The organism is Symplocastrum torsivum (assembly GCF_059505465.1).
This window is the reverse complement of the sequence record NZ_JCACKQ010000010.1, coordinates 44,903-63,334: the sequence shown is the minus strand read 5'-3', so window position 1 is coordinate 63,334 and position 18,432 is coordinate 44,903. Positions and strand designations below refer to the sequence as shown.

Here is an 18,432-nt window from a genome sequence, read left to right as displayed (position 1 = left end):
TAAGCGGTTAGAAATAGCTAAATTATTGAAGCCGATTACCTTTACCAGTTTACAGGTAAGGCTTACCTATGCTCTTAGGAGTTCGATGTATTTAGTACCTTGTTGAATGATCAATGCTCTTCTCTAGACCAGTTCGGCAAAAATAACCCACCCTAAAAACTCTTCCCCTGCTTCCAGACTGATGCGCCTGGAAGGTTTGGTCTGCCCCTTGTTCTATGTCACCCCAACTGTCAAGCTAAAATCGAACAACGACTTTCATGATTACCGCATCACTATTTAATGAAATTGTTAATCAGCAACGACGATGGTATCTTCGCCCTTGGTATTCGTGCTCTTGCCGATACGCTTGCCGAAGCGGGTCATGAGATTACTGTCGTTTGTCCTGACCGCGAACGCTCAGCCACAGGTCACGGTTTAACGCTCCACGACCCCATCCGTGCAGAAAAAATTGAGACAATTTTTCATCCTACCGTTAGAGCTTGGTCGTGTTCAGGAACCCCCTCAGACTGTGTGAAGCTTGCCCTTGGAGCATTAATGGACAGCTTTCCGGATTTGGTTCTTTCTGGCATCAACCACGGCTCTAACCTTGGTACAGATATCCTCTACTCCGGCACGGTTTCAGCCGCAATGGAAGGCGTGATTGAAGGGATTCCTAGCGTTGCCTTTAGTTTGGCGAGCTATACTTCAAGGGAGTTTGAGGCGGCTGCGAGGTTTGCCAAAACCTTGGTTACTCAGTTCTCTAAGCAACCGCTACCAGAATTGATGTTACTCAATGTGAATGTACCGCCCGTGAAACCAGAAGAAATTGCTGGTGTCAAAATCACTCGTCAAGGGCTTCGTCGCTATATCGATACCTTTGAGAAACGGGTTGATCCACGGGGCAAAATTTATTACTGGTTAGCTGGAGAAGCCCTCGAAGATGTCGAACAACCCGACCATCTCCACCTTCCCAAAGATATCCCCACAGATGTTCAGGCAATTCGCGATCGCTACATCACCGTAACCCCTCTGCAATATAATCTCACCGATGCTGCTGGTGTAAACAGTTTGCAGGGCTTAGGACTAAATACACTTTGGTGAGATATAGAAGAAAGCCGTCAGCTATCAGCTTTTTTGTTTTCCTTGCTCTATCTCTTGTTTCACACACCTCCCGCTGTACCTCATCTCTCCAGGAGACCACTATAAAACCATTAACACAGCTAGCTGTATGCCCCTAGGCTAGGTATCTTGAACCTTTTTTGACTTTCCCTGACAGCTAGGCAGAAACTTGGATTTTTTTGCTTCCGGCAAGACCAAAAGCATTGTGAATCGCTTGTAAGGCAATAACGCCTTGCTCTTGGGCAACGACACAGCTAACTTTGATTTCCGAGGTGGTAATCATTTGAATGTTGATTTGATTTTGAGCTAGTGCTTCAAACATCCGTGCGGCAACTCCGGGCTGTCTGACCATTCCTGCCCCAACAATACTGACTTTAGCAATGTCTGTATCGAGAAGAATCTCTCCACACCCTAGATCAGGAGAAGCTTGTTTTAATGCCAACCGAGCGGCTTCCGCATCTGATTGTGACACCGTGAAGGCAAGGTCGCGGGTAGGAACACCGTCAATTACACGGCAGCGTTGGGACTGGATGATCATATCTACACTGATGTTTTGCTCGGCTAGGTGTCCGAACAAACGGGCTGCCCTGCCAGGACGGTCAGGTACATAGCGAATCGCTAAACGGGCTTGATTGAGGTCGAGCGCAACACCGCGTACAGGGGAGGGGTGAGTAGGGAGAATTGATTCAGTTGCTTTTGGGAGTTGGAGTGGGGAACTATTGATGTTGAAGGTTTGACAGAGTGCTGTGATTGCGCGATCGCAATCTTTGATATCAATTACACAACTAACTTTGACCTCTGAGGTAGAAATCATCTGAATATTAACGCCTGCACTTGCCAAAGTGACGAACATCTGCGCTGCAATGCCTGGGCGTCCAATCATCCCAGCACCTGCGATCGACACTTTTGCGATCCCACGAGCAACCATTACCTCAGCTTCTTCGGGATCGGCAGATTGGGTACGGAGGGCAGGTGCGATCGCTTGTGCTACGGCTTCGGCTCGATTGAGAATGCCGTTGCTCACTGTAAAGGCAATATCGTTCGTATTGCTCTCATGGATTGACTGAATAATCAAATCTATATCCAAATCTTGACGGGCAATCTCACCAAACAACCTTGCCGCCACACCCGGACAATCAGGCACTCGCAAAAGCGCCACTTTCGCCTGATCTGTATCAAATTCCACCGCATCGACAGGTCGAGCAATCTCCAACCCTTCCAGTGGACGCGGTTGAGGCATTGGGGAAATTACCTTTGTACCAGGGTCATCTGTCCAACTCGATAACACGACCAAAGGAACACCATAATTCCGCGCAATTTCGACAGCACGGGGATGTAGCACCTTCGCCCCCAAGCTAGCTAGCTCCAGCATCTCATCGGCTGTAATCTCGTCCATCAGCTGAGCATCCGGTACAATTCGAGGGTCAGCGGTCAAGATACCTGGAACATCGGTATAAATCTCACATCGACTCGCCTTTAATGACGCTGCCAAGGCTACGGCTGAAGTATCCGAACCCCCACGACCGAGTGTGGTAATTTCCAAAGCGTCGGTGCTACTGATGCCCTGGAACCCCGCGACAACAACCACCTTACCCTCGTTCAGATGCTGTTCAATCCGCTCCGTTTTAATTTTGAGAATCCGAGCGCGGCTATGGTGTGCTTCTGTAACAATTCCTACTTGAGCGCCCGTTAAGGAAATTGCTGGCTGTCCCAACTCCTGTAAAGCCATGCACAACAGAGCAATGGAGACTTGCTCCCCTGTAGAAAGCAACATATCCATTTCTCGACGGCTGGGATTCGTCGAGATCGCATTCGCTAGTTTCACCAGACTATCGGTAGTCTTACCCATTGCGGAAACGACAACAACTAGGGAATTCCCCAAAGTTGCTGTTTTCATAACACGTTGAGCAACAGCTTGAATGCGTTCTACTGAGCCAACAGAGGTACCACCGTATTTCTGGACAACTAGCGACATAATGTTTATCCCACCCACTTTTTTCGTGACATCGTGAATTGTTGAGGAGTCAAATCTGAGACTCGATGTCAAGACGTATTGAATATCTACTATTTAATCAACTTATCAGACCCAGTGAGTCAAAACTATTGACATTAGCAAGTCTCCTGAAAGTTTCAGGGCTTGTAATCAGCTTCTAGAGGTGGGATGCAGATCTAAGCTCTGTAAAGACCAGGAATGAGACGTTCAAGGAAACTCTGGTCAGCCAAGAAATCGGTCATCCCTTTTAACCTTTTCCCTAACTTGGAGCAAGAAGTCTAGTGACGAGAACAAGCGGTTGTACACCTAGCATTAAGGGATAACGTTCAAGCGTCCGCTACAGATTAGCTGTCCAGACGATAGAGTAAGTTCTTGGAGTTCAACGTCTCGACCTAAATCTATCTGAAAGGCAGCGAAGTTTTTTGCTGGCAACACAGGTTCGATTTGAATTTGGAGGGGATTCAGTTGTAGTACACTGGGCGTGACTAGCTGAAGACCAGCACGAATGACGACTTGTGCTGTCCGAAGCTCTGCATCTGCTAAATTACCTCTTAGGGTGAGTTGCTCAGCATCAATATCAATCTGTTGCCAGGTGACTTGTTTAGAGCTTATGTAGTCAACTAGATTAGTTGTTTCATCGGATTTGAGCAGTGTATCTAGTACTTCAGTCAATGCCTTCGATAATAATGGTGCCTGTAGCGATGCTTGGAGATCGGCTTGCTGGAGTAGTAGCTGACCAACGACTGGCACAGGGGCTAAAAGTTGTAGCGGCTTTCCCTTAATAACTTGACCGAGGTTGACGCGAATATCAGTACCTTCTAGCTGAATTTTGCTAAGATGCAGTCCTTGATAGACGGCATGGTTTGCGGTAACTGTGACTGTCGGAATATGACCGCTGAGGATTTGGCGATCGCCCCCTATCAGCTTGAACTGCAAGGCTTCAATCTGCTCAACTTGCGATCGCAACCATAGCTGTAGTGCTGGTGACAATACGGTACTGATGACTCGGCTTTTTTTGGACTTCGAGGCTTTTGGAGTTTCACTCACAAATTAACCTCAGAAAACTATATGTAATCATGCTTAGATCCCTAGGTATAATGCCTCCGAGGTCAATTGTTTTCTTACCCCTAAGCGAAACACTTGCAATTATCCACATTCTTGTAATATTTGTACATAGTCAATCCAGGTCAGTGTTAGGCGCAAGCGCTCCGCTTCCTGGAAGGGTGCCCCAGAGGATAAAGTAGTTTATTGCTAACTCACCTGTCTCTAGATGAAAACGCTCACACAGTAGTCGAATCATGGAAGAAAGAGTACAAAAAGTTCTTTCACAGTGGGGTATCGCCTCACGGCGTGAAGCTGAGAAGATGATCTTAGCGGGACGAGTTCGGCTGAATCATACTGTGGTGCATCTGGGACAAAAAGCTAATCCAGAAATAGATTTGATTGAAGTTGATGGCAAACCTGTAGCACCAAGCGATCGCCCTCAACCACTCTATCTTTTACTAAATAAACCCCTTGGAATTGTGTCCACTTGTCGTGATTCTGCTCATCGTGCTACTGTTCTTGATTTACTGCCGCCTATCCTCTCCAGAGGACAGGGTATTCATCCTGTAGGACGCTTGGATGCAGATTCTACAGGTGCTCTACTACTAACCAATGACGGAGCCTTAACATTTCATCTCACCCATCCTCGTCATCACGTTCCTAAGACTTATCATGTTTGGGTGCAGGGTCATCCGCCTGAATCAGTACTAAAACTTTGGCGTGAGGGTGTCGATCTGTCGGGAAAAAAAACCTTGCCTGCTCAAGTCCGGCTACTTAAGCGTGGGAGAGAGGAAACACTTTTGGAGATTGTTTTAACAGAAGGGAGAAATCGTCAGATTCGTCGTGTCGCCGAACTGCTAAGCTATCCAGTGATTCATCTGCACCGCACTGCGATTGGTCCGATTCAATTACAACCTAAGGGGGAATCGGTACTACCTAGTGGTTACTACCGTCCCCTGAAAGAGTTTGAAATTCGTTTCCTCCACAACCGAGTCCACCTAACATCAGTAAACGTGCCAGCAGATATCAAGGAGTACAGTCTATGAAGGAGAATAAACTCCATTTTCAGCAGGAACAAATCGAGAAGCTCAAAGAACTGGGATCGCGTCTGCGCCAGTTCCGGACTGAACAGTCTCTCCCTATAGAGGAAGTTGCGGCTCGAACCCGAATTCAGGCACGCTTATTGAATGCAATTGAAGAAGGTCGGCTCGATCAGTTACCAGAACCTGTATATATTAAAGGCTTTATCAAACGCTTTGCGGATGCGTTAGGTCTAAATGGGGCAGAGTTTGCTAGCACTTTTCCAATAGGGTCGGCTATACAGTTTATTAAGCCTACTTGGCGACATTTGCCGGCAGCGCAACTGCGACCGATTCACCTTTACTTGCTCTATATCTGTTTGGTGATTGGAGCAGTGAGTAGCTTATCGCTATTGGTTAACCGTTCTGCACAGCAAGCTCAACAGTTACCTATACCCAGCAACTCGCAACCAACAAAGCCACAACAGAATACAAACACAGAACCTCTCAAACTGGCTAAAGTAACGCAGTCAATTGAAGACGGAAAGTCAGTACAAGTGGGTATTACCCTCAAGGCTCAATCCTGGATTCGAGTCGTGGCAGATGGGAAGACGGAATTTGAAGGAGTCTTACCCGAAGGAACACAACGTACTTGGGTTGCCAATCAAAAACTGATTGTTCGAGCGGGTAACGCCGGAGGCGTTCTGGTTGAGTTTAATAACGAATCGGTTAAACAATTGGGCGCACCTGGCGAAGTTCAGGAAGTAACATTCGCTGCAAACTCCAGCCTATAAGAAGGTTGTTAGCTTTTAGTTGTTGGTAATTTCAAGAACAACTAGAAACTAACAACTCCCTCCTGTTACCTACGTGGGGCACGACCGTAAGTATGGGTCATAGTCTTAAGGCGATCGCATATTTCCTCGGTGATTGCACCAGAATGGTAGCGCCACCCCCAGTTCCCTTCAGCTTGGCTAGGAAAATTCATTCGAGCCTCAGCGTCCAATCCCAAAACATCCTGAAGTGGGATAATTGCCTGATTCGCTACAGAACCCAAGGCTAGCCGAATGAGATCCCAGTGGATGCCATCTGAACTTGTACAACCCAAATATCGCAGCAAGCTCTCTTTTTCCCCGCCTGAAAGCTGATTAAACCAGCCTACAGTCGTGTTATTGTCATGGGTACCTGTATAAGCCACACAGTTGCGCGGGTAGATAAAGGGCAAATACGGATTACTGGAATCCCCACCAAAGGCAAAGTGTAAAATTTTCATACCAGGAAAGTCGAAGCGATCGCGCAGTGCTTCCACCTCTGGTGTAATAATTCCCAAGTCTTCCGCCATGATTGGCAGTTCACCTAACTCATCCTTAAGGTTCTGAAAAAAGGCAACACCTGGTGCCTCTATCCAGCGCCCATTTATGGCAGTCGTTTCACCCCGATCAACTGCCCAGTACGCTTCAAATGCCCGGAAGTGATCAATCCGAATAATATCTACATAATCTAGCAGGGACTCAAAGCGCTGCACCCACCAACCGAAGTTGTCATGCTGCAAGCGTTCCCAGTTATACAGCGGATTGCCCCACAGTTGACCTGTTTCGCTAAAGTAATCAGGGGGAACACCCGCCATCAGTACGGCTTCACCCGTTTCTTGATCCAGGGTAAATATTTCGGGATGTGCCCAGACATCAGCACTGTCGTGAGCAACATAAATGGGAATATCGCCAATGATCTCAATGCCTTGGGAATTGGCATACTGCTTTAACTTTGACCACTGGCGGAAAAACTCAAATTGCAAGAACTTGTGGAAGTAAATCTCACCGTCTAGCTGCTTTGTCCAATGCTCTAACGCCTCAGGTTGCCTCTTGACAAGCTCCCGCTCCCAGGTGAACCAACTTGCCCCTCCATGCGCTTCCCGGAGCGCCATAAAGAAGGCATAGTCATCCAACCAATACGCCTTGAGTTCACAAAAAGCCGTAAATTCCTTTTGCTGCACCAGAGTTGCTTTTGTTTTAAAGGTTTCGTAGGCTTTCCGAAGCAGAGATGTTTTGGTTTTGATCACTTGGTCAAAATCCACATGGTCAACCGGAAACTCTGGTAATGCTGCAAAGTCTTCTTCCGTGAGTATTCCTTGCTCTTGCAACTGTTCCAGGCTAACCAGTAGCGGGTTTCCTGCCATAGCTGAAAAGGAGGCATAGGGAGAATTGCCATAACCAGTAGGTCCCAGTGGTAATACCTGCCAAAGCTGTTGAGAACTTTCCACCAAGAAATCAATGAAGCGGTAGGCTTCTGATCCCAACTCACCAATACCAAAACGACTAGGAAGAGAAGTAGGATGCAGTAAAATGCCACTCGATCTGGGAAACGCCATAGACAATATGTATAGGGAGCAAATCTTACGACATTATCACGGTACAGACGGCGGAACATCAATCTCAAGCGAGGTAGTTGCAGAAATCGTAAACCCTAGCTAGCACTAAATTTGGTCGTAGCAACAGCCCTATGCTAAGACCAGCATTGTGATAAATTACACTAACTTGTGATTGGGAAAAGCTGTCAGCTATCAGCTATCAGCCTCAGATACAAGTCTTCAAGTTTATTTGTCCAGAAGAAAGGATAAAACTAATTGGAGTAGGGTGGAAGCGATTTAAGCCTTCAATCAGTACATCATTTATTTCATCAATTCCTTGGATAGATCTAGAAACTACAAACTGACTGCTGATTGCTAAATGTTATGGACTACCGAAATCCTGTCCCGACCGTCGATATCATCATTGAATTAATTGATCGCCCCCATCGTCCAATCATTTTGATTGAACGCAAAAATGAACCGTTTGGCTGGGCAATTCCTGGTGGTTTTGTGGATTATGGCGAGTCAGTAGAAACAGCGGCTATACGGGAGGCGGCAGAGGAAGTCAGCTTACAGGTTGAGCTAATAGAACAGTTTCAGGTGTATTCAGACCCTAACCGCGACCCTCGCAAACATACTCTTAGTGTTGTATTTCTAGCAACAGCAAAAGGTGAACCCCAAGCCGCTGATGATGCTAAAACAATAGGGGTTTTTCAGGCTTGGGATGTCCCCGCTAACTTGTGCTTTGACCATGACAAAATCTTGCAGGATTATTGGCAGTATCGCCATTACGGATTGCGCCCGCGTTTGTCTTAAAAACTAAGGGTTAGTTAAAATCAACTGTTGCCGATGACTGTGTAGTAGCTCCCACTCTTGTTGGCTGACTTGGTCTAGCATATAGACTAAATGCTCTGGTCGTAGGAGCGTTCCATCATTGCGACAGCTACCGACATAGCGGACAACGGCTGAATCGGTTGGGTATGCTTCGGGTTTGTCTGATTCAACTAGTTCTAACTCAAAAAGGCGATCGCGTAAATTTACTTGTTGTTTCTTCCTAGATTTCGTTGTTTTCTCCCACCAAATTGCCTCTTGACGCTTAATCACTTCTATCCAATCTTGCAATTGTTGAAGAGAAGCGCCTTCACTTGCCGCAACTGTAATACAATATTCCGCCCGTTCTAACACTTGCGTTGCAGCAGGAGCTGTTAAACTAACCTCCTCAACCTGATACACAGGAATATCTTCGGGTAGTTGGGAAGCTAGGCGTTCCTTAAACTGTTCAACATCCATCGCTTGGCTAAGTTCAAAATCCACAATCTCACCGTCGCTGGTGGCTCCCAACGGCAAAGCGTTAGCAATCATAATCCGGGGATTGGGATGAAAACCACCAGTATAAGCAATTGGCAGTGAAGCTCGTCTTACAGCCCTGTCATACAGTCGGACTAAATCTAAATGACTCACCAAAGCCATTTCGCCGTGCTTGCCAAACCAAACCCGCAGCCGCTGAACTTTTTCTTGATTTGGCTTGAAGTGTCCTGCAAATTCAGGAATCGGCACCGGTGCAATGACGACATTGTGACCAAAGTCAGTGCCGCAGATGCCACAGTGAGAACAGCCTTCAAAAGAACAATCGGGCACGGTAGCTGCTTCTAAGGCACGCTGCAAGTCATCTATCAGCCAATTCTTATCTATCCCGGTATCAATGTGATCCCAAGGCAGGGGAGCCTCAAGAGAATTAGAGTATGAGGGTTGGGGAGTAGAGTTTGTCGCTTCTGACGGTTGAGGGCTGTCAGCTAACGGCTGAAATACATTCCATTCGCCATTTTCGACTTGGCGATATTTCCAGGTTAGTCCAGATTCTGTGATCGCTTTTTCCCAAGCGGCAAACGCACGCTCTAAACTATCAAACCAAGAATCCATTCCTGCACCCAGTTCCCAAGCCCGACGCAGCACAGAAGACAAGCGCCTATCACCTCGCCCAATAAAGTCTTCCATTGCCGAAATTCGGACATCAGTGAAATTCACTTTGACACCCTTTATCCGACGAAACTCATTACGGAGCAAAGCTTGCTTACGCTGAAACTCAGTCGTTGAAACCGAGTGCCATTGAAACGGGGTATGGGGCTTGGGCGTAAAGTTGGAAATCGTCAGATTAAAGTTAAGGTGCCGTCTCCCCTGCGTGTAGCATTCCTGCTTTAACCAACGCACTGTCTCCGCAATCCCTAGGACATCGACATCCGTCTCCCCAGGCAAGCCAATCATGAAGTAGAGCTTAATCTTATCCCAGCCCTGCTCAACGGCAGTTTTCACTCCTCTGAGTAGTTCTTCATTGGTTAAGCCTTTATTCACAATGTCCCGCATTCGCTGCGTTCCCGCTTCCGGGGCAAATGTCAATCCTCCCTGCCGTGTACCACCAAGGATATTCGCAATATTTTCATCAAATCGATCTACCCGTTGACTGGGTAGGGAAAGGGAAATATTTTCATCTTTGAGCCGATTCTTGATTTCCATCCCAACGGCTGGCAGGGCAAGGTAGTCAGAGCAGCTAAGAGACAATAGGGAGAATTCATTATATCCCGTTGCTCTCATGCCCTGCTCAATTGCCTCTACCACTTTCTCCGGTTCCACATCTCGTGCAGGACGAGTTAGCATCCCTGGCTGACAGAAGCGACAACCACGAGTACAGCCACGGCGGATTTCAATGGTTAATCGGTTGTGTACGGTTTCGACATAGGGAACCAGCCCAATCGAGTACGCTGGCATCGGTGTAGCAACTCGTCGCAAAATCCGATTCGGAACATCCGGACGGTTGGGATGAACGGAGCCGTCGGGTGCCATATCGTAGAACTGCGGAACATACACGCCCGGAATTTGTGCCAAATCTAGCAGTAGTTCTTCTTTAGTTAAATTGGCTGCCTTTCCGTCCTCTAGTACTAAGCCAATTTCTGGCAGCAGTTCCTCTCCATCCCCTAAGGCAATAAAGTCAAAAAAGTCAGCGTAGGGTTCAGGGTTTGAGGTGGCTGTTTGTCCACCCGCAAAAATTAAGGGGTAAGAACCCGTTGCACGTTCTTGGTAGGTGAGCGGAATTCCTGCCAAGTTCAACATTTCTAGGATGTTGGTTGCTCCTAATTCGTAGCTGAGGCTAAAACCTAAGATATCGAAGTCGGTTAATGAGCGCCGATTTTCGACGGCAAAGAGGGGTGTCTGAGTTTCTCGCAGTTTCGCGGCTAAGTCTGGTGCAGGTAAATAGGCGCGATCGCACAACTGCCTAGGCTGAGCATTCAAAATGTTGTAAAGGATAATGTGCCCCAGATTAGAAGCGCCAACTTCATAAATTTCTGGGTAGGTTAACACCCAGCGCACCTGCGCGGATTCCCAGGATTTATGGACTGCGCCTAACTCGTTACCCAAGTAACGCGCTGGAGTAATAATCTCTTTACTAAGTAGTTCCTCAACGGTGAACACCATGGCAATCTTCCCTGCTGCCTTTGTGTAGTTATCCCGCAGCACTCATTCATCTTAACCGGATGTTTCCAAGGGCGATCACCGTCCCTGAGGAGTTTTGTGTTGCCTTTGCGACGCTTGCGATCGCTCTGATTCAAGGCAGTAGCGAATCCCGGTACTGCCCCAATGCTGGTACTCTCTCCAGCGATTGAGAGACAGTATTGCTAATATTGCCGGGGAAAAGCATTGGCAAAGGTTTTCGCTTATATCACAGTAGCAAGCATTCGTGTGAGGAGCATTGCGTTGCTCGTGAATGTGTAAGGACAAGCGACATTGTCGTTTTGGGAGGTGTTTAGGCGATGAGCATCCCGGATCTCAAGCTTGATGCAGCTAAATCCTCTAAAGCCTTGTCTATAATCTTTTGCTCAAGCGTGGCAGTAAAGGCATCACGGCTCTCAAAAATCTCAAATGCCTCATCTAGCTGAGTTAGCTCGAAGATAATCCTAATCGAGGGCGCAAGACAGCATAGACCAAAGCGCTGCTTTCGACTTTGAGCTAACCGAAAAGCAGAAACTAGCGCCATTAGACCTGCACTATCGATAGACTCAACACGGTGCATGTCAACCAATACTGGACGTTCTCCTGACGACACAGCCGTTGTTAGCTGCTGCTGAAACTCTACTGCGTTGGCTGCATTGACATGACCAGAAGGCTGAATAACTGTCAATTGTGAGTTCATAAAAGTAAGCGCCATAGTGAAATCCTCAAGGTTACTAGTAAAAAAACTTGATAGAGAATGTTTTGACAATAAACTGTAAAGCTTCGTAAAGACTACTCCGTTTGGCAGATTTCTCTATATCTTTATCAAGTTGCTCTACTTCCTTAAAGTTTTCACTAAGAGTTTGTAAAAAAATGTGTAGTAGTATACGGAATTACGTGTATTACTTCAATTAATTGTTGAATAGAGTTCTTGTATCAAACAACAAAATTATCTACAAGTCAGTCATTCAATCGTTTTCAAGCATTAAGAATTTCGCTTCAGAGCAAGTACTGCACTCAAGAGAATTCATGTAAATTCCTTGAGTAATGGCTAGAAAACATGAACTTAGTGAAACGAGAAATATTTTAAATTAATGTATTACACTCTCAATCTCAAGTAGGGATTTCCCTATCGTGATTGAGATAGGAATCAAGAAATCCGACATAATCTCCTCTTAAAAAAAGTGATTTAGATCACATGGCTATTTAGATTTAGATCACGTTTAAGGCTTGAGATTCCGCGCAAAATGGCTTGGTATGGAGTTCTACGCAATGAATAGTGAAAACTACATACGTTATTCGTCAATTGGTAGAAAAAGCCCTTTATATTAGGCAACTAACTCCTGATATAGAGAACGCAATAAATTCTGAGCTGACTCGTGTGGGTCATATCTCAGATGTGGATTACGAGGCACTTGAACTGCTAATGTCTGAAATGGACGCTGGTCGAATCCAGTTAGTTCCCAATCTCTAGTCGAAGTTTAACAACTCGAAACCGTATTACAAGTTGAGAACCCTGAAGGCGTTGTCAGCAAATATTTAGAGAATGCAACTTTTATCGGGCGTTCCACCCTTTATTGTTCCCAGCATTGCTCATGGAAGTCTAAAAAGTTTCTTTATAGGCTAACCAAATTTTGCGAACAAACAAGCTCAGTTGCTTGTGAACATCTGGAGTACTGGCTCCGTTGGCATCTAGGTTATCCAGCTTCGCTAAAAGTGGAATTACCTCAGTATCTAGAGCAGCGCGGAATAATATTGTTGGCCAGACTAAGTCTGCACCCTGACGCAAGTCGTATAAAGTTAGTAGTTCTGCTGAAGTGAGCGCGTCACGATTAGCTTCAGAGATAACTAGCATCAAAGGACGTACCCAGCAGACCTGCCGTGATGTTACAACTTCAATGACTTCGGTGTATAAACAAGTGTCCTCATGCTCTAAACAAACAATCTGGCGAGGCTGGAACTTGTATGCCGAACCGATTGGTGCTGGCTTCACTATTAATATATATCCAGATCAGCTTATTTTTCTATTCTAAGGATTCGATAACAACATTACACATTTATCGAACCGCTTAAGAAAGCCCTACAGCCATATAATTTATAAAATTTGCTAGCTAGAACAATATGAACGTAAAAGTTCCAGTCCTTTTTGAGAAACCGCAGGATTTTGGTGAATTTTATAATCAGGGACTGCCGAGGTTTTATCTCGCTCTTCCATTTTCTGAGATTCCCTCACTACCAGATACTGAATCCTTACGTTTTGATGAATCTGAGGCTGAGGCAAAGATGGTAACTGTGATCGATATACCCGAAGAAGACCTTGCGGCATTCCAGGCAGTCATCCAGTCTTTTCGGGGACGGGTTGGCTCATCAGATGAACTGGATGCAATGGGGATTTAAAGAAGCATAAGTTTGGAATTAGAAGACGCTAATTCCAAACTTATCGCTTTTTTAGCTAGCCGCCGCTTGCGCTTCTTGGTCAACGAGTTCTCGAAACTGAATCACATCTTGGCGAGGGTCAGCGTGACTCACTTGGACTTCTAAGCGATCGCCTAGTGAGACAGAACGCTTGAAACGCATAACCAACTCTAAGCCTAAATCCTCTAAAAGAATCAGCCCCAAGTTATCGTGTTCTCGCAACCAACGCAGTACTAAGACCTGCCAGACTTGGTCAGCGTTACGCCGCAAGTATTCTAATCCCCAGTAACGATTAGTCTGACGTTCCACTAATGTCGCTTCATAAGCCGTTGTGGTGACACTCAGTAACGTTTCTTGCAGTTGTTCAGCACTAAAGGGCAGGGGGTCGCCACGTAGATGAGCTTTGATCTGAAAATGAGTCAGTAAGTCTGTGTAGCGACGGATTGGCGAAGTGGCTTGAGTATAAGTTTCTAATGCCAAACCCGCGTGCCGTATGGGTGTAATGCTCATTTCACTACGAGGCATACACCGACGCACGGCACAAAAGCGCACAGGTCCTGCGGGCAGTTGTACTAGTTCTTCTTCAGAGGGAAGTTCTGGTTGGGGCTGTCCTCGGAAGGGGAGAGGAATTTGGTGTTCTTGTCCATAGCGCCCTGCCACTTCTCCAGCAAGAATCATCATTTCTGCTACTAGCTGACGCGATCGCGCATCGTCTAAAACATCAATAATGATTTCGTCGTCACTGTGAACCTTGATTACCGCCTCTGGCATATGGATACTAATTGAGCCTTGTGACCGACGCCACTCCTCTCGACGCACCGCCCAAGACGCGATCGCGTCGATTTCTGGTTCTGCCCGTACCCCTAGCTGCAACATCTCATCGACATCTTCGTAGGTCAGGCGATAGGTTGGTTTAATTAGACTGGCACGGATTTTGTAATCTTGGATATTGCCTGTTTCATCCAAGACAACACCAAAACTTAGCGCTGGACAGACTCTGCCCTGAACCAGACTCATCGGCCCTGTCGCCAGTTCCGGTGGGAACATCGGGATCATCCCTGTGGGGAGATATAGTGTCGTACTGCGCCGTCGGGCTTCCAGGTCAAGTTCATCCCCTGGTTGCACTAAGCGGGTTGGGTCGGCAATGTGAATCCAAAGGCGTTGACGACCGTCTTCCAAGGTTTCTAGACTTAAACCGTCGTCAATTTCTTGGGTACTTTCATCATCAATGGTATAGACCTTCAGGTGTGTTAAATCCAAGCGATCCACATCCGGATCGGGAGGTGGAGACTCCAGGCATTGCTGCGCCACTTCAAGCACCTCTCGACGAAATTGGATAGGGATTTGACTACGCCGCAAAAATAAGTTCTCGTGGGGACTCCACCAACCCAAATCCACCAATAAATCAAAGGCGGCTTGGGCGGTTTGGGAACGTCCTAATCCTACCAGAATATCCTGGGCAGCACGAGAGGCGTTTTCTGGATGAAGGACAAAACGTTCTAAGACATCGAAGCGAGAGCGATCACTATCTTGCCACTCCACTAGAATACCCGTCAGCCGTTGCTGTACACGGGTTGAAAATTCTTGTTGCTCCCGCAGCTTCGCTTCTTCCGCTGATCGTTGGTGTTTAATTTCAGCCACCATCGTAGCGGAACGGGGTTCGTAGCTTTCTGCCTTTTGTTTGAAGTAGATTTTGTCTTCAGACAATAAACAGTGTGCCGCATAGCGGAGTGGTGGACTTTGGTCAGAAAATAAAAGCTGGGCCATTTGGGCATCGGTTACAGCTTCTCCGTCTTCGACCAATAATTCCCACGCCACTTCCAAGCTAGAAGGGTCGAGATAAGACTCGACTTCTTCTAAGAAATTATGAATTTCCGATGGTTTAAAAGTGCAACCTGCGACTTCGTAGGTAACTTGCCGAGGATGAAGCGTATGAGATTGCCCACGTTCATCTATGACAATCCAGTGCTTTTTGCCCTCTGGACGATCAGCAACAGCAAGACGGCGCTCTCCTTGCAGACGAAATTCAATCAGTGTTCCCTTTTCCACCAGTTTCGCTAACCCCGGTAGCGTTTTTTTTATCAACTACACCCAGTCTATCGGGTGCCAATGCCATAACAAAGCCAGGGGGCGGAGTATCAAAACACGAATGACGTTCATCGAAGATGAATTGAATTGACTCGCAATTTGTTATTCCTTTGACACCACCGCTCTTGCTTTGATCAAGCCTTACTCTACAAACTTTGGCTTACCCTTCTATATTCACGAAAGGTAACAAAGCCATGAAACGCGCTCGCTTGATAGATTTAGTCAAATCTCGTTGTTGTTTTGCCGTTAGCCCTGTAATTCGGCGTGGCAGAATCTTCCCTCGCTCTGTAATAAACTTGCGTAGCAGTTCGACATCTTTGTAGTCAATGGGGTCTTCAGGTTTGATGGGGGATAAACGTTTACGAAAGTAAGCCATGAGTCGTTGTTGGTTTTTGGTTGTTGGTTTTTGGTTGGTCTAGTGCAGCACGGCGGAAATAACTATCCAGTTAAAAAAGGTTAAAAAGCATACTGTGCAAGCTTTCCTTCCTTCTGCCTTCTGCCTTCTTGCACTAGTGAGTGCTTAGTTGTTGGTCATTGCAAACAACTAATGATTAGGCACTACTTGATTTCTTTATGAGTGGTGTGCTTGTTGCAGTGAGTGCAGAACTTCTTCAGTTCTAGGCGTGCTGTCGTGTTGCGACGGTTCTTCATGGTTGTATAACGAGAGACACCAGGCGATCGCTTATCGGGATTGCTGCGACACTCGGTACACTCCAAGGTGATAATAATGCGGACACCTTTCTTGCTTGCCATAGTGCTATTTCTAGAAAATCAAATGGTTGGTCGTAATTAAACACAAATTTCTATTATTTCATACGACGGCTCATCTGTGTAAATAGTTTTTTGAGCCGGAGATCGAGGGAAAACCCTCGACGAGTCTGTATGACAATCGTGTTGCCAATACGGTCATGGAATGCTTGCCGAGCTTCAGCATCTCCAAGGGCAAGACCACAGTCTACAGCTAAGGGAGTAATCAGCAGCAGAAGCGAGATGCCATTAGCTAGACCGACACTCAGACCAATCATGGCAAGTAGAGCACAAAATCCCAGTATTCCTTCCCGTTTGGCTAACGTCAACAGTCCAGGAATCTTGCCTTTGGTATCCAGAACTTTTATATCTAATGCCCAGCGCCCCAAACTCTGTCCTTGATTGCTTGATACTAAAATCACCCGCATCCCCAGCCAGAGTAGGATGAAAACCATCGCCTGAAACACGACGTTTAATCCCAGCAGTGCGCTAACGAACCAAACCCCAACAAAATCAATCCCAAAGGCAGCAACTCGCCGCTCAATTGGCACCTTAGGAAAGCGGTAGTAGATGGGTTCGAGACTCATGGGAATTCACCAAGGGCGGACTGGCTTTTTTACATATTAGCCTGACCTTACAACTACCATTAGTGTCAAGGTGTTAGGTCGTAGGTTGTAGGGCACAACTCAGACTAAGACTTAGAAAAATTAGGGTTTTGGGTTCCTTGTGCAAAGCCTTTAAACCTACCCCCTTAAAACTCTTAAGCTAACAAGCCCTATAAACTAAGTAAGTGAGTAAAACAAAAGTCTGGATTGATTGCAATGCTGCCAGTTGAAGAAGCTTCGTCAATTATTCTTGGTTTGGTACAACCTTTTGACAAACAGTTAGATGCGGAGGTTGTAGACTTGTCAGGCGCGATAGGTCGTGTTCTTGCCTCTTCTGTGACGAGTCAGCTTGATTTTCCTCACTGGGATAACTCGGCAATGGATGGCTACGCCGTGCGTTATGCAGATGTCCAAGCCTGTAGTACCGAAGAGCCAGTTGTTTTAGAAATAGTTGAAGAAATACCAGCTGGGTATCAACCCCAACAGTCGATTCAACCGGGTCAAGCCTCTCGCATTTTAACGGGTGCTTGTATGCCGATGGGGGCGGATACCGTAGTAATCCAGGAGCGCACCCGACGGGAAGAAAACAGTGTCTTTATCTTAGAAGCTCCCGAACCCCAGGCTTTTGTGCGTCATCGGGGAGCCTTCTACGAAGCGGGAGGGCAGCTACTGAAGCCGGGAATTCGCTTAGGTGCTACGGAAATCGCTGTATTAGCAGCCGTTCAATCTACAAAATTAACTGTTTATCGACGTCCGCGTGTAGCGATTTTATCGACAGGCGACGAATTGGTAACACCTGACCAACCTCTGCAACCGGGTCAGATTGTAGACTCAAATCAATACGCCTTAGCTGCTTTAGTCACGCAAATGGGAGGTACTCCTCAACGGTTGGGAATTGTGCCTGATGAACCAGAAGCTCTTAAAGAGGCAATTTCACAAGCAATCTTTTCAGCGGACATCGTTCTCTCGACTGGGGGTGTTTCTGTGGGTGATTACGACTATGTTGATCAAATCCTGGCTCAACTTGGTGCTGAACTTCATATTCGTTCCGTTGCTGTTAAACCAGGTAAACCTCTAACTGTTGCTACTTTTCCCTCTCCTTTACATAGAGAAGAACCAGGGCGTAGTGTCTTGTACTTTGGTTTACCAGGAAATCCTGTTTCAGCAATGGTGAGTTGTTGGCGATTTGTGCAGCCAGCGCTTGCGAAACTTTCGGGTTTGCCTGAAGAAGACTGGAGTCCTATGTTTGTACAAGCGCGATCGCTTCATGATTTACGATCAGATGGAAAGCGTGAGACTTACCTTTGGGGTCAGCTAGGTGCAAATACGGCTGGCACTTACGAATTTCAGCTAGCGGGTGGTAGCCACAGCTCTGGTAATTTAATTAACCTAGCTCAAACTAATGGTCTTGCCGTTGTTCCAGTTGGTAAAACTCACATTCCTTTTGGAGAATTGATTCAAGTTTTATTGACTGGTTTACCCTTGAAAATAGGGTAATTTTATCAAGTTTAGTAATACGATTCTATTTATTAACAGTTGAATTCTTTGATAAGGAAGATTTTAATTATTTAAGATAAACTGGAAATTAAAGCTAAA

The 18,432-nt window shown here is 46.3% G+C and carries 18 protein-coding genes; 8 read left to right on the top strand and 10 right to left on the bottom strand.

Annotated elements, in window-relative coordinates; translation table 11 throughout:
• Nucleotides 1-279: 279 nt before the first annotated feature.
• Nucleotides 280-1,080, top strand: coding sequence for a 5'/3'-nucleotidase SurE (surE, locus tag AC5JL3_RS03080; RefSeq protein WP_192217621.1), 801 nt, complete (start codon nt 280-282; stop codon nt 1,078-1,080).
• Nucleotides 1,081-1,255: 175 nt separating this feature from the next.
• Here surE and AC5JL3_RS03075 read toward each other — a convergent pair whose 3' ends face one another.
• Entirely contained in the window at nt 1,256-3,073 is a 1,818-nt protein-coding gene (locus AC5JL3_RS03075) for an aspartate kinase (protein ID WP_496073085.1), read from the bottom strand.
• 330 nt (nt 3,074-3,403) lie between these two features.
• Nucleotides 3,404-4,138: an LmeA family phospholipid-binding protein gene (locus tag AC5JL3_RS03070; RefSeq protein ID WP_496073084.1), complete on the bottom strand. Its 735-nt coding sequence runs from the start codon at nt 4,136-4,138 to the stop codon at nt 3,404-3,406.
• A gap of 251 nt (nt 4,139-4,389) precedes the next feature.
• Here AC5JL3_RS03070 and AC5JL3_RS03065 point away from each other — a divergent pair, with 251 nt between their 5' ends.
• Both AC5JL3_RS03065 and AC5JL3_RS03060 read left to right on the top strand, forming a co-directional pair.
• Nucleotides 4,390-5,181 (top strand): pseudouridine synthase, encoded by a 792-nt coding sequence (locus AC5JL3_RS03065; RefSeq protein ID WP_496073083.1) that lies wholly within the window; start codon nt 4,390-4,392, stop codon nt 5,179-5,181.
• Nucleotides 5,178-5,948, top strand: coding sequence for a helix-turn-helix domain-containing protein (locus AC5JL3_RS03060; RefSeq protein WP_496073082.1), 771 nt, complete (start codon nt 5,178-5,180; stop codon nt 5,946-5,948). The genes AC5JL3_RS03065 and AC5JL3_RS03060 overlap by 4 nt, the downstream gene beginning before the upstream one ends.
• 65 nt (nt 5,949-6,013) lie before the next feature.
• On the opposite strand, the gene malQ is transcribed toward AC5JL3_RS03060, so the two are convergent.
• Nucleotides 6,014-7,519: a 4-alpha-glucanotransferase gene (gene malQ / locus AC5JL3_RS03055; RefSeq protein WP_496073081.1), complete on the bottom strand. Its 1,506-nt coding sequence runs from the start codon at nt 7,517-7,519 to the stop codon at nt 6,014-6,016.
• Between the two features lie 363 nt (nt 7,520-7,882).
• On the opposite strand from malQ, the gene AC5JL3_RS03050 reads away from it, so the two are divergent.
• Nucleotides 7,883-8,314: an NUDIX domain-containing protein gene (locus AC5JL3_RS03050; RefSeq protein WP_192217615.1), complete on the top strand. Its 432-nt coding sequence runs from the start codon at nt 7,883-7,885 to the stop codon at nt 8,312-8,314.
• Nucleotides 8,315-8,317: 3 nt separating this feature from the next.
• On the opposite strand, the gene AC5JL3_RS03045 is transcribed toward AC5JL3_RS03050, so the two are convergent.
• Nucleotides 8,318-10,966 carry a TIGR03960 family B12-binding radical SAM protein gene (locus AC5JL3_RS03045; protein WP_496073080.1) on the bottom strand — a complete coding sequence of 883 codons (2,649 nt, stop codon included), beginning with the start codon at nt 10,964-10,966 and terminating at the stop codon, nt 8,318-8,320.
• A gap of 20 nt (nt 10,967-10,986) precedes the next feature.
• Between AC5JL3_RS03045 and AC5JL3_RS03040 the strand changes: the two genes are divergently transcribed.
• Nucleotides 10,987-11,154 carry a hypothetical protein gene (locus AC5JL3_RS03040; RefSeq protein WP_192217613.1) on the top strand — a complete coding sequence of 56 codons (168 nt, stop codon included), beginning with the start codon at nt 10,987-10,989 and terminating at the stop codon, nt 11,152-11,154.
• A 140-nt stretch (nt 11,155-11,294) separates the two neighbouring features.
• On the opposite strand, the gene AC5JL3_RS03035 is transcribed toward AC5JL3_RS03040, so the two are convergent.
• A complete protein-coding gene (locus AC5JL3_RS03035; RefSeq protein ID WP_192217612.1) occupies nt 11,295-11,696 on the bottom strand; it encodes an STAS domain-containing protein in 402 nt (133 codons plus the stop codon).
• 564 nt (nt 11,697-12,260) lie between these two features.
• Here AC5JL3_RS03035 and AC5JL3_RS03030 point away from each other — a divergent pair.
• Nucleotides 12,261-12,455: a hypothetical protein gene (locus AC5JL3_RS03030; protein ID WP_192217611.1), complete on the top strand. Its 195-nt coding sequence runs from the start codon at nt 12,261-12,263 to the stop codon at nt 12,453-12,455.
• Nucleotides 12,456-12,584: 129 nt separating this feature from the next.
• On the opposite strand, the gene AC5JL3_RS03025 is transcribed toward AC5JL3_RS03030, so the two are convergent.
• Nucleotides 12,585-12,974, bottom strand: a complete 390-nt coding sequence (locus AC5JL3_RS03025; RefSeq protein ID WP_496073079.1) for a hypothetical protein — start codon at nt 12,972-12,974, stop codon at nt 12,585-12,587.
• Between the two features lie 128 nt (nt 12,975-13,102).
• Between AC5JL3_RS03025 and AC5JL3_RS03020 the strand changes: the two genes are divergently transcribed.
• Nucleotides 13,103-13,378: a hypothetical protein gene (locus AC5JL3_RS03020; protein WP_496073078.1), complete on the top strand. Its 276-nt coding sequence runs from the start codon at nt 13,103-13,105 to the stop codon at nt 13,376-13,378.
• 51 nt (nt 13,379-13,429) lie between these two features.
• On the opposite strand, the gene AC5JL3_RS03015 is transcribed toward AC5JL3_RS03020, so the two are convergent.
• The 4 genes from AC5JL3_RS03015 to AC5JL3_RS03000 form a co-directional block, all read right to left on the bottom strand.
• Complete coding sequence (locus tag AC5JL3_RS03015; RefSeq protein WP_496073124.1) at nt 13,430-15,445, bottom strand: ribonuclease catalytic domain-containing protein; 2,016 nt, start codon at nt 15,443-15,445, stop codon at nt 13,430-13,432.
• Nucleotides 15,446-15,644: 199 nt separating this feature from the next.
• Nucleotides 15,645-15,860: a 30S ribosomal protein S18 gene (rpsR, locus tag AC5JL3_RS03010; RefSeq protein ID WP_192217608.1), complete on the bottom strand. Its 216-nt coding sequence runs from the start codon at nt 15,858-15,860 to the stop codon at nt 15,645-15,647.
• Nucleotides 15,861-16,042: 182 nt separating this feature from the next.
• Nucleotides 16,043-16,237 carry a 50S ribosomal protein L33 gene (gene rpmG / locus AC5JL3_RS03005; RefSeq protein ID WP_496073077.1) on the bottom strand — a complete coding sequence of 65 codons (195 nt, stop codon included), beginning with the start codon at nt 16,235-16,237 and terminating at the stop codon, nt 16,043-16,045.
• A 53-nt stretch (nt 16,238-16,290) separates the two neighbouring features.
• Nucleotides 16,291-16,818 carry an RDD family protein gene (locus AC5JL3_RS03000; protein WP_192217606.1) on the bottom strand — a complete coding sequence of 176 codons (528 nt, stop codon included), beginning with the start codon at nt 16,816-16,818 and terminating at the stop codon, nt 16,291-16,293.
• A 234-nt stretch (nt 16,819-17,052) separates the two neighbouring features.
• On the opposite strand from AC5JL3_RS03000, the gene AC5JL3_RS02995 reads away from it, so the two are divergent.
• On the top strand, nt 17,053-18,333 hold the full coding sequence (locus AC5JL3_RS02995; protein WP_496073076.1) for a molybdopterin molybdotransferase MoeA: 1,281 nt from the start codon (nt 17,053-17,055) through the stop codon (nt 18,331-18,333).
• Nucleotides 18,334-18,432: the final 99 nt, after the last annotated feature.

Coding starts and splice junctions, on each gene's coding strand:
- AC5JL3_RS03050 (WP_192217615.1), top strand. CDS start 7,883: ATGGACTACCGAAATCCTGTCCCGACCGTCGATATCATCATTGAATTA.
- rpsR (WP_192217608.1), bottom strand. CDS start 15,860: ATGGCTTACTTTCGTAAACGTTTATCCCCCATCAAACCTGAAGACCCC.
- AC5JL3_RS03075 (WP_496073085.1), bottom strand. CDS start 3,073: ATGTCGCTAGTTGTCCAGAAATACGGTGGTACCTCTGTTGGCTCAGTA.
- AC5JL3_RS02995 (WP_496073076.1), top strand. CDS start 17,053: ATGCTGCCAGTTGAAGAAGCTTCGTCAATTATTCTTGGTTTGGTACAA.
- malQ (WP_496073081.1), bottom strand. CDS start 7,519: ATGGCGTTTCCCAGATCGAGTGGCATTTTACTGCATCCTACTTCTCTT.
- AC5JL3_RS03000 (WP_192217606.1), bottom strand. CDS start 16,818: ATGAGTCTCGAACCCATCTACTACCGCTTTCCTAAGGTGCCAATTGAG.
- AC5JL3_RS03060 (WP_496073082.1), top strand. CDS start 5,178: ATGAAGGAGAATAAACTCCATTTTCAGCAGGAACAAATCGAGAAGCTC.
- surE (WP_192217621.1), top strand. CDS start 280: ATGAAATTGTTAATCAGCAACGACGATGGTATCTTCGCCCTTGGTATT.
- AC5JL3_RS03045 (WP_496073080.1), bottom strand. CDS start 10,966: ATGGTGTTCACCGTTGAGGAACTACTTAGTAAAGAGATTATTACTCCA.
- AC5JL3_RS03065 (WP_496073083.1), top strand. CDS start 4,390: ATGGAAGAAAGAGTACAAAAAGTTCTTTCACAGTGGGGTATCGCCTCA.
- AC5JL3_RS03035 (WP_192217612.1), bottom strand. CDS start 11,696: ATGGCGCTTACTTTTATGAACTCACAATTGACAGTTATTCAGCCTTCT.
- AC5JL3_RS03020 (WP_496073078.1), top strand. CDS start 13,103: ATGAACGTAAAAGTTCCAGTCCTTTTTGAGAAACCGCAGGATTTTGGT.
- rpmG (WP_496073077.1), bottom strand. CDS start 16,237: ATGGCAAGCAAGAAAGGTGTCCGCATTATTATCACCTTGGAGTGTACC.